This is a genomic window from Blautia sp. OM07-19 (assembly GCF_003481595.1).
Classification (GTDB): domain Bacteria; phylum Bacillota; class Clostridia; order Lachnospirales; family Lachnospiraceae; genus Blautia_A; species Blautia_A intestinihominis.
Window position 1 is genome coordinate 1 of the sequence record NZ_QULA01000052.1, and the last position, 14,682, is coordinate 14,682.

Annotated in this window: 16 protein-coding genes; 1 reads left to right on the forward strand and 15 read right to left on the reverse strand. The window is 44.1% G+C overall.

The window, feature by feature from the left end; genetic code table 11:
• The first annotated feature begins 339 nt into the window (after positions 1 to 339).
• Positions 340 to 885 carry a hypothetical protein gene (locus tag DXC01_RS18860; protein WP_118699611.1) on the forward strand — a complete coding sequence of 182 codons (546 nt, stop codon included), beginning with the start codon at positions 340 to 342 and terminating at the stop codon, positions 883 to 885.
• Positions 886 to 980: 95 nt separating this feature from the next.
• On the opposite strand, the gene DXC01_RS18865 is transcribed toward DXC01_RS18860, so the two are convergent.
• From DXC01_RS18865 to DXC01_RS18935, 15 genes are all read right to left on the reverse strand, one after another.
• Positions 981 to 1,226, reverse strand: a complete 246-nt coding sequence (locus tag DXC01_RS18865) for a hypothetical protein (RefSeq protein ID WP_330427716.1) — start codon at positions 1,224 to 1,226, stop codon at positions 981 to 983.
• A 241-nt stretch (positions 1,227 to 1,467) separates the two neighbouring features.
• Positions 1,468 to 2,406 (reverse strand): tRNA dihydrouridine synthase, encoded by a 939-nt coding sequence (locus DXC01_RS18870; RefSeq protein ID WP_022215059.1) that lies wholly within the window; start codon positions 2,404 to 2,406, stop codon positions 1,468 to 1,470.
• Positions 2,403 to 3,839 (reverse strand): tRNA (N6-isopentenyl adenosine(37)-C2)-methylthiotransferase MiaB, encoded by a 1,437-nt coding sequence (gene miaB / locus DXC01_RS18875; protein ID WP_118699612.1) that lies wholly within the window; start codon positions 3,837 to 3,839, stop codon positions 2,403 to 2,405. Before miaB ends, DXC01_RS18870 begins: the two co-directional genes overlap by 4 nt.
• Positions 3,840 to 3,972: 133 nt before the next feature.
• Positions 3,973 to 4,869, reverse strand: coding sequence for a M14 family zinc carboxypeptidase (locus tag DXC01_RS18880; RefSeq protein ID WP_118699613.1), 897 nt, complete (start codon positions 4,867 to 4,869; stop codon positions 3,973 to 3,975).
• A gap of 130 nt (positions 4,870 to 4,999) precedes the next feature.
• The gene (locus tag DXC01_RS18885; protein WP_147399646.1) at positions 5,000 to 7,462 is read right to left on the reverse strand and encodes a hypothetical protein; all 2,463 of its coding nucleotides are present in this window, start codon (positions 7,460 to 7,462) and stop codon (positions 5,000 to 5,002) included.
• Between the two features lie 207 nt (positions 7,463 to 7,669).
• Entirely contained in the window at positions 7,670 to 8,920 is a 1,251-nt protein-coding gene (locus DXC01_RS18890; protein ID WP_022215055.1) for a glutamate-5-semialdehyde dehydrogenase, read from the reverse strand.
• Positions 8,921 to 8,950: 30 nt separating this feature from the next.
• On the reverse strand, positions 8,951 to 9,508 hold the full coding sequence (locus tag DXC01_RS18895) for a 5-formyltetrahydrofolate cyclo-ligase (RefSeq protein WP_022215054.1): 558 nt from the start codon (positions 9,506 to 9,508) through the stop codon (positions 8,951 to 8,953).
• Positions 9,486 to 9,707, reverse strand: a complete 222-nt coding sequence (locus DXC01_RS18900; RefSeq protein WP_118252829.1) for a DUF896 domain-containing protein — start codon at positions 9,705 to 9,707, stop codon at positions 9,486 to 9,488. The genes DXC01_RS18895 and DXC01_RS18900 overlap by 23 nt, the downstream gene beginning before the upstream one ends.
• Before the next feature lie 24 nt (positions 9,708 to 9,731).
• A complete protein-coding gene (gene proB, locus DXC01_RS18905) occupies positions 9,732 to 10,586 on the reverse strand; it encodes a glutamate 5-kinase (RefSeq protein WP_022215052.1) in 855 nt (284 codons plus the stop codon).
• Positions 10,587 to 10,641: 55 nt separating this feature from the next.
• Positions 10,642 to 11,136: an rRNA maturation RNase YbeY gene (gene ybeY / locus DXC01_RS18910; RefSeq protein ID WP_022215051.1), complete on the reverse strand. Its 495-nt coding sequence runs from the start codon at positions 11,134 to 11,136 to the stop codon at positions 10,642 to 10,644.
• The gene (locus DXC01_RS18915; protein WP_022215050.1) at positions 11,133 to 12,143 is read right to left on the reverse strand and encodes a PhoH family protein; all 1,011 of its coding nucleotides are present in this window, start codon (positions 12,141 to 12,143) and stop codon (positions 11,133 to 11,135) included. Before DXC01_RS18915 ends, ybeY begins: the two co-directional genes overlap by 4 nt.
• The gene (locus DXC01_RS18920; RefSeq protein WP_118699615.1) at positions 12,136 to 13,362 is read right to left on the reverse strand and encodes a sporulation protein YqfD; all 1,227 of its coding nucleotides are present in this window, start codon (positions 13,360 to 13,362) and stop codon (positions 12,136 to 12,138) included. The genes DXC01_RS18915 and DXC01_RS18920 overlap by 8 nt, the downstream gene beginning before the upstream one ends.
• 8 nt (positions 13,363 to 13,370) lie before the next feature.
• Entirely contained in the window at positions 13,371 to 13,646 is a 276-nt protein-coding gene (locus tag DXC01_RS18925) for a YabP/YqfC family sporulation protein (RefSeq protein WP_118699616.1), read from the reverse strand.
• Between the two features lie 68 nt (positions 13,647 to 13,714).
• A complete protein-coding gene (locus DXC01_RS18930; RefSeq protein ID WP_118699617.1) occupies positions 13,715 to 14,272 on the reverse strand; it encodes a DUF2284 domain-containing protein in 558 nt (185 codons plus the stop codon).
• 19 nt (positions 14,273 to 14,291) lie between these two features.
• Positions 14,292 to 14,618, reverse strand: a complete 327-nt coding sequence (locus tag DXC01_RS18935; protein ID WP_022215046.1) for a cupin domain-containing protein — start codon at positions 14,616 to 14,618, stop codon at positions 14,292 to 14,294.
• Positions 14,619 to 14,682 lie beyond the last annotated feature (64 nt).

Consider the following 14,682-nt stretch of genomic DNA (forward strand, 5'->3'; position numbering starts at 1 on the left):
AATCCTACGCTTTCATCTCGGTAATTGAATTGCCGAGGATTCCCGCTTATTGTCCTAAAAAAAGCCAGAACTCCCACACACAAACACCACAGTATTGTGATAAGAAAATAATGGCTTAGTTTTTTGATCTGCAAATTTCCCGTCAGCACTGTAAATCCCCCCAGATCATCAAAAATGATTAGCTTTATTATACGCTTTCAGGCAATATGCTGTCAATTTTTTTAATAAAATAACTTTATATATGCAAATTCATCAAAAAAACTGGAATAATTTTTATTACAATTTTTGTCCGATCCATGGTATACTTACTGTAAAAACAGGTACAAAGAAGGAATAACTATGAAATACAAAGACGAGATAAAAATTGGAATCATGACTGCATGTTTCTGCTGTGCGATGGTTATGGTCTATGCTGTTGTCCCCAAGGATGCCAGTATTCTCCGGGCACGTGCCACCAGCACCTTTAAGGAAGCACCCGAGACAGCTGCCGAGGCAGAAGCCGAGAAGCAGTCCGAAGCGGAGGATGCCGGATTTACGATCTATTCCGAGGACAGCAATTATGACTACGATACCTCTGATGATTCTGGAAGTTCTGACACATCCTCCTCTGATGCAGATACCACCCAGAATGATGATGGAAGTTCTGATGTTTCCCATGATGATAACACTTCTTCGGATGATTACATCAACGAAGACGATAACTCCGGTGATTACAATACTTCCGATCAGATCACTTATCCGACCGATGACGGATCCGACTCTTCTCATGATGACAGCAGTTCCGGTGATGTCCAGACCGATTATGACACCGGTGGTTCCGATTCTTCGGATGATTCCTCCGGCTTGTTTGAGGAGAATCTTGTCCAGGAAGAAACTTATTATTAAGAGCCCAATATTTTACGAAGAAAAGGCGACCGACATGAGCTGTTTCATGTCAGCCGCCTTTTTCTTTACGGAAGAACGATTCAGACAGAAAATTTTTACAAAACTTTTCTTCCATTTACTGTCAGCTTAAAAGTTGTCCCAAGAATTTCAGCAGACTTCCTGCAGAACATCATTCTTCCAAGAAAGATTTCAAAATAATCGTACATAGAACAAATATTTTCATCAATCTGAAGGTTTAGTGCGATCACAGATTTTTCTTCATCTATCTTAAGTTTCGAATCTGTAACTGCATAATTTACGCGGTCATGGATATCAAATGCTGATTTTTCTTTCTGACGCACCCGGCTTCTTCTGACATCTGTTTTATCAGCTATAACAAAGGCCGCTGATATAACATCTATTCTCGCTCCTCTTTCGATTATTATTCTTACTTCGAAAGTCATCATAACACTTCTATTGTCCGTAAACTATCAATCTTCGCTTAAATTATTGTAAAATTATCACGATTCAAGCCCTTGGAAAACCTGAACAGACAAAAAAAGACTTCTACTGTATGTTGTCTGTTCAGTAAAAGTCTCTTCTTTAAAGAATCAGCTCTTCATTTGAAAATAATTCTGCAACCGCGCTCTCATATACGATGCATTTTTCACTTTTTTTGATTTTTTTGAGATATTTTTTATTGTTTGCAAACAGCGGTCCCATATAAAACCAGAGTTCTTTCATCTTAAAAAGAACGTTGCGGTCGCCGGAAACTTCTGCGCGATATGTATGATACACCAGATCATGGAACTTCCGAAGTTCCGCTTTGGTAAGAGCCTGTCCACCCCTTATCTCTCTTGCAAGGGCAGGATTCGTAAGCGTACCTCTGCCGCTCATGACTGCATCAAGTTCCGGAAATCTCTCACAGATTCTCTGATGATCCTCCACGCAGAAAATATCACCATTATAGCAGACCGGATTTGTACTCATCGCAAAAGCTTCTGCAAACATTTCCAGATTTGGAGTATTTTTGTAAAAATCCTTCTGCACACGCGGATGGATAATGAGTTCTTTCATCGGGAATTTATTATACAGTTTCATCAATTCAGGAAATCCCGATGCATCTTCCATTCCCAACCGTGTTTTGACGGAGATCTGAATATTGCACTTCGCAAAGATCTCATCCAGAAAACGTTCCAGTTCCTCAGGTCGGTCAAGAAATCCGGCGCCGCAGCCCTTGGTCACGACAGTTTTGGACGGACAGCCAAGATTTAAGTTGACTTCCTGGTAGCCGTATTCACTGAGAAGTTCCACTGTTCGGATAAAATCCTCTGCCTTCTTCGTAAGGATCTGAGGAACTGCATACATTCCCTCATTATTCTCCGGCAGCAGGTCTTTCTTTTCCCTTCCGCTTAAGTTGAGATTCTGCTTGGCACGGATGAACGGGATAAAATATTTGTCAAATCCATCAAAGCATTCAAAAAGAGCCTTACGATATACGTAATTCGTGATTCCCTCTAACGGGGCAAGATAAATCTTCATTCGTTTTCTTCCAGTGTTCCCAGATAGTAGAAGCCTCTGCATTCATCCAGATGGACTCTGACATATTTGCCAAGGAGGGATTCATTTCCCGGGAAATGTACCAGCAGATTATATTCCGTTCTTCCGGTAAAAATTCCCTTCTCTTTGCTTTCTTCCTCTACGAGAACTTCCTGCACGCTTCCCTCAAATCTGGAGGAACGTCTGCGGCCTTCCTGCTGTACCAGGGCAAGAAGACGGTTGAATCTTTCTTTTGCCACATCCTGCGGAACCTGATTTTCCATAGCAGCAGCCGGTGTATCACTTCGTTTGGAATACAGGAAAGTAAATGCTGTATCATAGCCACATTTGGCAACAACATCCAGTGTCTCCTGGAAATCCTCCTCTGTCTCACCAGGGAAACCAACAATAATATCTGTTGTCAGGGAAATATCCGGGATTGCTGTGCGGATACGGTCTACCAGATCCAGATACTTCTCTTTGTCATAGCGGCGGTTCATCACCTTCAGAATACGGCTGCTGCCGGACTGAAGCGGAAGATGGAGATGATGACAGATCTTTTTGCTCTTTGCCATCGTCGCGATCAGTTCATCGGAAAGATCCTTCGGATGGGAAGTCATGAAACGGATTCTTTTGAGTCCCTCGATATCTTCCAGCATTTCCAGAAGCTGTGCAAAAGTAACCGGATTCTCCAGTGTCTTGCCATAAGAGTTTACATTCTGTCCAAGAAGCATGACTTCGGAAACGCCGTCCGCTGTCAGACGTTTTACTTCCTTGACGATTGCCTCCGGTTCACGGCTGCGCTCACGGCCGCGAACATACGGCACGATACAGTAGCTACAGAAGTTATTGCAGCCAAACATGATGTTGACACCGGATTTGAAAGTATAGTTTCTCTCTGTCGGCAGATCCTCCACAATCTGATCTGTTCCTTCCCAGATATCAACAATCTGCTGTTCAGACTGCTGCATATCATAAAACAGCTCGGCAAATTTAAAAATATTGTGGGTTCCAAAAACAAGGTTTACGAATGGGTATGTCTTCTTGATCTTCTCAACAACATGCGGCTCCTGCATCATACAGCCGAACAGGATGATCTTCATATCCGGATTCTTGTCCTTGAGGCTGTGAAGATGTCCAAGTCTTCCATAAACCTTGAGGTTTGCATTTTCACGGACAGTACAGGTATTGTAGATCACGACATCTGCTTCCTCGTTATCCTGTCTGTGATAGCCGATCTCATCCATGATTCCTGCAACAACTTCGGATTGTTTCTCATTCATCTGACATCCAAATGTTGTCAGGCAGTAAGTCAGAGGGCGGCCAAGTGTATTTGATTTCTGTGCAGTAAGTGTCTTTGCCAGTTCAATAAAAGAATTCTGACGTGCAGTTTCTTCCGCAGTCATGGTATTTGTTTTCTGTGATTCTTTTGTCATTTCCAATAACTCCTTATCCATAGATTCGTAATATCTCGATGATCAGTCAGATCTGATAAAATATTCTTTCATGGTCAAAATGCTAACAATTATATATTGTACAAAAAATTTCTGATATGTGCAAGCGGAATATCTACAGTGAAAACAAATACTCAAGCGGAAGGGTATGGATCTTTCGATATTCGCTTTGCAGCTGCTCTTCTCTGGTCTTTCCTTCTGCTTCCAGGGTTTCGATCCGAAATGACGGCTTATGGCAGATTTCTGCATAAAACTGTTCCGGCGAACCGGTTCCCGGACGGCCTGCAACAGAAAAATCCCCCTGGCCATTTTCGGAATTCTCCATGTAGTAACTGCTGCATTTCTGGAGATGTCTCGCCAGACGATAACTTTTCTGGTTTGCTGCAAAAGATTTCGACTGTTTAAAATACAAAATACGATTTCGAAAATGGTCAAATGATAAAAGTCCACAGCTTGGATATTCCTGAAAGATCCGGATCAATGCTTTCGTCTCATTTTCACTTGCAGGCTGCTGCATAACCTGTTTACGCTGATAATATTGTGTAGGAAAGTTCTTTCTGAGATCAACGCCTCTGCTGTTCCCGGTATACTCCTGACTCGGTATTTCCTGCATGCGAAGCATCTGCCGATAGATCGGATTACGAATCGCCTGGAAATCTCCTGTATAGATTTCATAACCATCGGGATTGAGCAGCGGTATGAAGCATAGACGCCAGTTTTGTAGAACTTCTCCGACTTCATAGATTTCTTCCATCTTCCATCCACTTTCCCAGGCTTTGACATATTCCTGCATCATCCGGATCAGAAACATCGGTGTCTGCCTGTCCAGTCCGGTAAGCCCGGAAAGACAGAAAATACAATTTGTCCCTTTTCCCAGTTCTACCATCGGAATCATTCTCTCATCATGACTTTTCCCAATGACGCGAAACTGTGCGATCTGGCTGTATCTCTGGGAAATCTCCCACATTTCATAATAAAGATCTTCATATGTACAGGATCGTGTATCTGGCATAATCTTTTCCCTCCATATTTCTTTTATTACAGATTTTTTATCCAAAATCATGTATCTGCCCTGTATTAATATATGAAAAGAGGCAGGTCAAAAGAACCTGCCTCTGTAAAATCTTTTGTTTTGAGATTTATTAAATGTCTTTTTTGCGTTTGCGGATCAGGATATATCCGGCTGCCAGCAGTGAGAGTACTGCCAGTGTTGCCATAGTTCCGATTGGAGATTCATCCATAGTAGAAACTGCGGACTTGGAGCTGGAACCATTTGCTTTCTCTGTTGCTGCTTCTGTTGCAGTCAGCTCTGCGTCAGTTGCGCTTCCACTTCCGCTTCCGCCGCCTGTTCCATCTCCATCTCCGGTTGGGGTTATGGTAAGGTCTGCATCTGTAAGTTCCTGTGAGCTGAACTGGGTTTTGACGGATTCAATTACATCTGTATCCTGCCATTCTGATCCGTTGTAAATCTGTTTCTTGAAGAATACATAGATGTTGTAAGTCTTAGCATCTTTGATACCTTTCGGAGAACCAATTCGGAAAGTAGTATTCTTGTCTGAAGTTTCCGTCGGATTTTCCTTCATACTCCAGTACATCGGAATCCATCTTTCATCGCCGGAAACATACGGCGGCTCATCATTCTGACCGGCTCCGGTTACTGAAAACTCATAAAATGTACCCGGAGTAAATTTCAGCGGATTCTCCAGACCGGTGATCTTGCTCTTGGAAGCAAGTTCAGAGACAGAATAGGTACGTGCTTTACGAGTATTATTGTTTGATGCAGGCGGACGTTTCGTCTTAAAGCTAGGAGTATTTAATTTAAAAATACTCATCTTAGCTTTACCAGTTGTAGGCTTTGCACAAACAACCAGCCAACTGTCTGCCTCCGGAACATTCTCTGCTTTGACAGTGAATGCTGTATTTGCTTTTACTGCATTTGTAGCCCGGCTTGAATCATACATGTTCTGGATTGTCTCTACACTGGTATCTGCATCTACAAAGAAATAATACCATTTGCAATCCTGAGTTGTAGAAAAATCCAAAGAAACGGTAGTATGATTTGTCCATTTCAAAGTACCTCTTTTATAAGTCAGGAAAGACTCTTCCTTAGGCGGACGTTTTTTATTGAAGCTGTCCTCGTCAAGTTTGAAATATTTCATTTCAGTCGTTCCATCAGTAGATGTCGCAAAAACAACCAGCCATTTGTTATTCTTTTCCGGAACATTTGTTGCTGTAACTGTAAATCCTTTATTTGCCTTAACTGATGTTGTAGTATGTTTTGCATCATACATCTTTTTGATTTTGGCTTCGCTTGTTCCTGAATCTACATAAGTATAATACCACTTACAATCCTTGGTATTAGACAGTTCAACAGAAACTGCTGTATGACTCGTCCATTTCAGTGTACCACTTTTATAGCTAAGGAAATCCTTTGTCGGTTCCGGATCTGGATCCGGTGTATCTGCCTTCTTTTTCAATGTGACTGTTTTTGTTGTTGTATCAGCTGCATTCAGAGTATACTCATCTGTATCATAGCCAAACTGTGTCACAGCACTCTCAAAAACACTTGATTCTACCTTGTCTGCCGCACCAAGCACCTGCCAGCCATCTGCTGCATTAGCATGAGTAAAGGAAATCTCTGAATCTGTAAGCTCACCTGTAATCATAAATTTTGCTTCCTTATCCAGATATACGTTTGCCTGTACATCCGCGATCTTATTATCTTTTACTATAACAGTGCCCTGTACAAGAATATCGGAGTCACTGTATACAGCACCATTTGCGCCGGTATTTCCGGTGATCGTACCACCTGCAAGAGCAATCTGTCCGTTTGTGCAGTCAATTGCTGCGCCCTTTGCACTGCTGTTATTTCCGGTAAGAATTACATTTGAAAAAAGTCCAAAACTTCCATCGGTCACTTTAACAATGGAACCATCTGCTGTAATGCTTGTATCCGTAAATGCACCACTGACTGTCAGTTTGCCATCATCTTTTACTTCAAACTGCAGGGAAGCATTTTCTCCAGATACCTGGAACATATCTCCTTTAAAAGAATCATCTGCCCTTCCGATAGAAACATCTCCCGCTGCACGGATGCAGACTTTCTTATTCTCTATTGTAACTGTAGATAATAATGCAAGCTGATCGGAAACCTCGATTACCGTAGCTTCTGAATCTGCTGTTGCAGTTTCTACTTTATCAATTGCTGCCTGAAGAGATGGCTGATAGTCTGGTACATCATTACCAGCGGCATCCTTATTAATAATAGCAATTCCAGTAGCTGTATTCTCTTCTGCTACCGTCTCAGTTTCTGTAGTTTCTTCCGCCGGCTGTTCTGCTGGTGCTTCTGTCGGCTCCTCTGCTGGTTCTTCGGCTGGTGCCTCGGTCGGCTGTTCCGGCTCTGTCGGTGCCTCTGTCGGTTCTGCCGGTGCTTCTGTCGGCTGTTCTTCGGCTGCAGAATTATCTGTATCTTCGGAAGATCCGAAATCTCCCGTTTCCTCACCTGCTGTTTCAGGTGCAGCATCTGCTGCCATTGCAGTAACCGGCACACCACCGGTAGCAAGTGCACCTGCCAGGATCATTGCATATAATTGTTTACGTCTCAACTTAAATCCTCCCATGTGTCTTCATTTCACAGTCGAAATTCCCATAAAATCACTTTCCGGCTGCACGAAATATATAACATCGTTAATTTGCTGTTCTTCAAACAAAGTTTGCATCAATAAACTGTCTTTCATTATACACACGCATATCCAAAATGTCAAATCAACGATGCATATTTCTGGTCATTATCGTTCGACCTTTTTTTACTTTTATGGTCGAATCTGGCCATTTCCATAGATAATATATTTGGTTGTTGTCAAAGCAAGGAGTCCCATCGGTCCTCTTGCGTGAAGCTTCTGAGTACTGATTCCGATCTCAGCACCATATCCAAACTCAAATCCATCCGTGAATCTGGTGGAAGCATTTACATATACAGCGGCTGCATCCACTTCATCCAGGAATTTCTGTGCATTGCTGTAATTCTCTGTGATAATCGCCTCTGAATGACCGGTATTGTACTTATTGATATGTGCGATCGCCTCATCTACATTATGTACTACCTTGATAGAAAGAATGTAATCCAGATATTCCGTTCCCCAGTCTTCTTCTGTAGCTGCGACTGCGCCCGGCATCAGTGTCTGTGCTTCTTTGTCTGCACGCATCTCCACATGTTTCTCCTGAAGACGCTTTGCAAGGACCGGAAGAAGTTTTTCTTTGACATTTTCATGGACAAGCAGAGACTCGCATGCATTGCAGACACCGACCCTCTGTGTCTTGGCATTGAGGATGATATTGACTGCCATATCAAGATCTGCGCTCTCATCCACATAAATGTGGCAGTTTCCGGTACCAGTCTCGATCACAGGGATTGTGCTCTGGTTCACAACGGCTTTAATAAGGCCCTTTCCGCCTCTTGGAATCAGGACATCCACATATTCGTTCATCTTCATGAACTCAGCCGCAGTCTCTCTGGAAGTATCTGCGATCAGCTGAATGGCATTTTCTGTTACGCCGTGGGCTCCTAAAGTCTCTCTGATGCAGTTTACGATCGCCTCGTTTGAATGAAGTGCATCACTGCCACCCTTGAGGATCACAACGTTGCCAGTCTTGAAACAAAGTCCAAATGCATCAGCGGTAACGTTCGGGCGTGCCTCATAGATGATCCCGACAACACCAAGCGGAACTCTTTTCTGACCGATCAGAAGTCCGTTCGGACGTTTTTTCATTCCGGTCACTTCACCGATCGGATCTTCGAGAGACACAAGCTGACGAAGTCCCTCTGCCATTCCTTCGATTCTCTCTCTGGTAAGGAGCAGACGGTCCACCAGACCTTCCGGCATGTGGTTTGCCTTTCCGTGTTCTACATCGATCGCATTGGCACTGAGTAACTGTTCTGTACATTCTACAAGATGATCTGCCACAGCCTCAAGAACCTCGTTTTTCTTGTTTGTTGTTATATTTCGAAGCTCTGTCTCGGCATCCTTGGCATTTTTTCCAAGCTGCAATAACATTTCATTCATTGTCAAAATCTCCTTCTGGAAACAGGTCTGTTATTTTGTGAGTTGGTAGATTTTATTTTCTGTAACGATAATCTCCGGCGAGATATCTGTCGGTTCTGTCGGAACAGAAGGTAAGATCTGGAAATCAAAAGCAACTGCCACTCTCTTGATCTGCAGGTGTTTCTCAAGGAAGCGGTCATAAAAGCCGCCGCCGTAACCAACCCTGTGATTCTGCGGGTCAAAAGCCACTCCCGGCATGACCATCATGGCATCTTCCCACTGAACGATCTCGCCACGCGCCGGCTCAGGGATCCCGAAATATCCCTTTTCAAGCTGTGAGAAATCCGTCAGTTTATAGAATACCATATCCTGTCCGACAACTTTCGGAACTGCGACTTCCTTGCCCTGCTTCCATGCTTCTTCGATAATGAAACCTGTCATGACTTCGTGGTTATAATCTGCATAGGCAAGAATCTTCTGTGCTGACTGAAATTCCGGAAGCTCTGCTACCTTCTGTGCGATCTGACGGCTCCATGCCTCTACCTGGCTGTCTGTACATTCTTTTCTTAATTTGAAGATCTGTTTTCTAATGAGTTTTTTTTCTTCCATATTTATCACCTAAATTTGTAACAGAACCATCGGCTTCTTTGATGCTGATATTATTTAACTGTGCTCTTAAGTTTCCGCGGACTGCTGCGAGATATTCCTTACGCAGTTCTGCCTGCTCTGCTTTTTCTTCTTCTGTAAGACCTACGCTCTTGGCTTTGTGTGCCAGTGCGTTGATACGGTCGATCTTTACGTTATCCATTCCCATGGTAAGTATCTCCTTTATTTAAAGTAATTTCTCAATATAATCGATCAGGAAAAATTCTTCTTTCTTATCACCGACAAACAAGGTTCCATAATTACGTCCTTCCATGATCTTGTGAATGATATGGAAATCTGCTCCGTTTGCAATGATCATGTCTGCGCCCGCAGATGTAGCAATCTCGGCAGCAGTAAGTTTCGTTGCCATTCCGCCGGTTCCGACTTTGCTCTTTGGACCCTTGCCCATGCTTAAGAGTTTCTCATCCAGTTTCTCAACCGTATGGATGAACTCTGCATCCGGATTGGCATTCGGATCATCTGTAAACAGTCCGTCGATATCGGAAAGCAGGATCAGAAGATCGGCTCCGATCAGTCCGGCGATGACGGCTGACAGGGTATCATTATCACCAAAAGATTCCAGTTTCTCAAGCTCATAGCTGGAAATGGAGTCATTTTCGTTTACGACCGGAATTGCCCCGACATTCAGAAGTTCCTCAAATGTATTTCTGGCATTGTGACGGTTCAGATTGTTGACCATAGTATTCTTGGTCATCAGGATCTGTGCCGCAACCTGATTGTACTCCGCAAAAAGTTTCTGATAGATCATCATAAGCTTTGCCTGTCCTACTGCGGAACATGCCTGCTTCTTCTTAAGTTCAGCCGGTTTCTCATGAAGTCCGAGAGCGGAAGCACCTACCGCAACAGCACCGGAAGTTACCAGTACCACATCCTTGCCCTGATTGTGAAGGTCGCTCAATTCACGTACCAGCACTTCCAGTTTACGCAGGTTCAGTTTATTGGTTTCTTTGTGGATCAGAGAGGAAGAACCTACCTTTACCACAATACGCTTTTTGTCTTTTAACATCTCACGGTAATTCATCGTTATGTCTCTCCAAGTATATTTTATTGCCGTTTCCCGGCAGAGCATTTATTGTTTATCTGGTGATTCCAAGATCATCGAGGGCTTTGGCCTGCTTTTTCTCCATGACAGCAGCTTCTTCCGGAGTCATATGGTCGTATCCGAGAAGATGAAGCATGCTGTGTGCAAACAGGAAGCTGAACTCGCGCTCAATGCTGTGACCGTATTCCTGTGCCTGGGAATAAACTCTGTCTACGGAGATCATCACATCTCCAAGAAGTAGTTCATCGGTATCCAGGTCAAAATATTCGTCCTTCTCATCGATCACAGAATAGTCTGCCGGTTTCTCAAACGGGATCATCGGGAAAGAAAGCACGTCTGTCGGTGCATCGATCAGACGAAATTCCGCATTTACCTTGCGGATCTCTTCGTTGTCTGTGATGACCAGGTTTACGCTGATCTCATACGGGCATTCCTCCAGTTCCAGGATATGGGATGCTACTTTCTCGGCGAGTTTCTCATAAGGGATCTCTAATTTGCGTTCGGTTTCATACTCGATCTGAATGGTCATTTCTTCTTCTCCTCACTGCGGCGTGTGGTGCGTCTTGCCGGCTTCTGTTTCTTCTCATAGTCATCGTAAGCCTGTACGATCTGCTGTACCAGTGGATGACGCACGACATCCTTGCTGGTAAGCTGGCAGAATCCGATATCATCAATCTTCTTAAGGACTTTGGCAGCGACATCAAGTCCGGATACCGCGTCTCTCGGAAGGTCCTTCTGGGAAGCGTCACCGGTCACAACTACCTTGGAGCCAAAGCCGATACGTGTCAGGAACATCTTCATCTGCGCCGGTGTCGTATTCTGTGCCTCATCCAGAATGATAAACGCATTATCAAGGGTACGTCCTCGCATATAAGCAAGCGGGGCAACCTCGATCAGCCCGCGCTCCATATTCTTGGCAAAGCTGTCTGCTCCCATGATCTGATACAGAGCATCATAAAGCGGGCGGAGATACGGGTCTACCTTGCTCTGAAGGTCTCCCGGGAGAAAACCAAGTTTCTCTCCGGCCTCAATCGCCGGTCTGGTAAGGATGATACGGCTGACTTCCTCATTGCGGAATGCAGTCACCGCCATCGCCATTGCCAGATAAGTCTTACCGGTTCCTGCCGGTCCGATGCCGAATACGATCATTTTTTTGCGGATCTGCTCTACATATTCCTTCTGTCCAAGAGTCTTGGGCTTGATGGGGCGTCCCTGTATCGTGTTGCAGATAAAATCCTTATCTATCTCTGTAAGTACCTGATTTCGCTCTTCCATGGCAAGTGACAGTGCATAGGTCACATTCTGCCGGGTAATGGTATTTCCCTTGCCTGCAAGTGTTACCAGTTCTTCTATCAGCTTCTTCGCCTGAGTTGCGCTTCCGTCTGTACCCAGGATCTTTAAACTGCCGTCTCTGGATATCAGTGTTACATTCAGGGTGCGCTCGATCAGCTTGAGATGCTCGTCAAACTGGCCGAACACATTTCCCTCCAGATCTGCGGGGACCTGAGTGTGTAACTCAATAATGCTGTTAGTCATTCTCTGTTGTCCTTTCTTCGGGCTGCTCCTGTATTTCTACGGGAACCTCCCTTCCGGTTTTTTCTATGATTTCCAAAGACCCTTTGCTGATGCAGGTCTTATGGTCAACCTCTATTTTAACATTATTTGCAGATATTTGAAGCCCTTTTTCCATTAATTTTTTCTCATAAGCCTGTAAAATCTCCCATGATACGATCTTTGCCTCTTTTTCTGTGCGTTTTTTTGCGGTTTTACGATATTCTTTTCTGACGATTTTCCCATAAGATGCAGGAAGAAAAAAGTTCTCTGTTACCTGCCAGGGATGATATTCAACAGATTGTTGCCATCCGTTTTCTTTCTTTCCCCCGAAAGTAAAGATCCAGTTTCCCAGCCGGACACAGCCGCCCTTTTTTTCTGTTCCTGCAAAAACTTCTTCCTGATACTCCATCGGAACTTCGTGATAATACGCCAGTTTGTACTGGATATAGACATCCGCATCTGCTTTTACATATTGATATTGATAAACTTCCTGACTGTCATTCTTCAGTTCCAGCACACCAGAGACCAGAATATCCCCTTTTTTGCAGGTATCGCCCGGATGAAGCAGCGGGACTCCTGCACGGGTGACCATTTTTACGATTGTTCCGTCCTTCTCTGCTGCCAGGTTGCTGGCAGTCTGCTCCTTTGGCATATCATCTCCTGTAAAAATCCCCTCCTGCACTTCAAGGGTCAGCCTGGTTCCCTCCAGTTTTGCAGAAACCCAGGTGATTTCCGGATATTTTTCCCGGACTGCCGCGGCAATCTCACTACAGTTTATCTTCTTTCTTGAAATCCCATGTGTAATACCCTGATCGTCCAGAAACTCCAGGATCTCGCCTGTACTGCATTGTCTGTTACCCTCGATCCGAATATTCCAGATATGTCCTGATAAAAATATAAGAAGTCCAATGCACAGCAAAATCCCAAGAAAAAATGCCTTTCTTTTTTTACTTCGATAAAAAAAGAAGGGCAGTCCATGTTTTTCAACAATATGTATCCTGACACCTGTCTTCCGACAGAGCGGACCAAGAAGAAAAAAATCTTTCACAGCGAGAATCCCTGTCAGAGCTCCATCAGGATGACAGCAAAGATTTCGGATGCAGATTTTTCTTCCCCGGCAGAGGTTCAGAAAACGCTCCGTCTGTTCTCCCCGGACCTGAATCTTTATGCAACCCTTCCAAAAGCAGATCAGCTTTTCCATAAACACCTCTATCGTTCCAGGATTATTTCTGACAGAATCCCCTCTATCTGCATCTCTTCCGGTGTATACCACAGGATTTTCAAGCCTTTCCCATGGACCACCAGTTTGCCGGAAAATGTCAGGATGATCAGTTCCTGCGGCTCATAACGAAGGATACTTCTGTAATTTCCTATCTGTATCTGGCTCTTGCCGGTAACCGTAAAAACCGATTCTTTTAAAGCCAGATCCCGTGGGATCTCCAGTGCCTCCACCAGGTTTTCCCTCCATTGCTCTTTCTTTTTCATAGAAAAAAATCTCCGGCTTTTCTTTTAAATATATGCCGGAGATTTTTATTTAGACTTTTTATGAAGTTTTATTTTGGTTCACGGAACAGTACCATAGAAAACCACAGGATCGTATTTCCGCCAAGATTATATTCCATTACCTCACGCTCTACGATCTCACTGACTACAACACCGTGGCTTTCAAGACAGGGGTGCATCCTCTCCGGATGTCTGCATGGCTCGCCCTTAAGATAAGCGCATTCCTTACAGATATCACAGGATTCTGTCGAAAGGGTAAAGGTATCAAATCCCTCACCTTTAAGATATTCTGCCACAGCGGTCGTAAGTTCTTCATGTGCATCTCTGGTAGAAAGCATTTCCTCCATATTCATAATGTCAGAAACTTCTGCTACGCTGGAAAAAAAGACAGCACGGTCATAACTGTGGATTCTGTCCTCACATTCCTTAAGGGTTCCAACCGCTGGTGGACAGGCCCAGGTCGTTCCGTAACGTTCGCATTCCTGCTGACAGACGATCCGCACCCGTTCTGCCACTGACAAAGCCTTCGCGTCCAGAAGACGGTATTCATAGATCGGATAGTCCGATATAAATTCCTCAAATTTCGTTGTATTTAACTCAGCCGCCATTTGACAGCCTCCCTCTTCCTTAGTCCAGAATGATCAGTGCCATGAAAACAAGATCTTCATCGCCGCTGTTTGTAAGGCCATGTCCCTGGCCGTCCGGTGTAAAGGTCACATCTCCGGCACTTACCATGCGGAGTGTTCCATTGTCGCTGTAGATTCCCTTTCCGGAAAGGATATAATAGGTCTCACTCTCATTGTGATGCTCATGGTATCCAAGAGAACATCCCGGCTCCAGAGTCACCTCTGCATATAGTCTGCATTTGCCATTTAACTGTTTTTCGTCCAGAAGGCGCTTGATCAGTGCATGTCCCTGGCCGCCTGCCATATTTTCTACACGTTCTGTTGTCATCTTAGTTTCCTCCCTATATAGTCAAGTCTTTTTTCCTTGAAAATCAAGGATTTTTTAGTGTTTC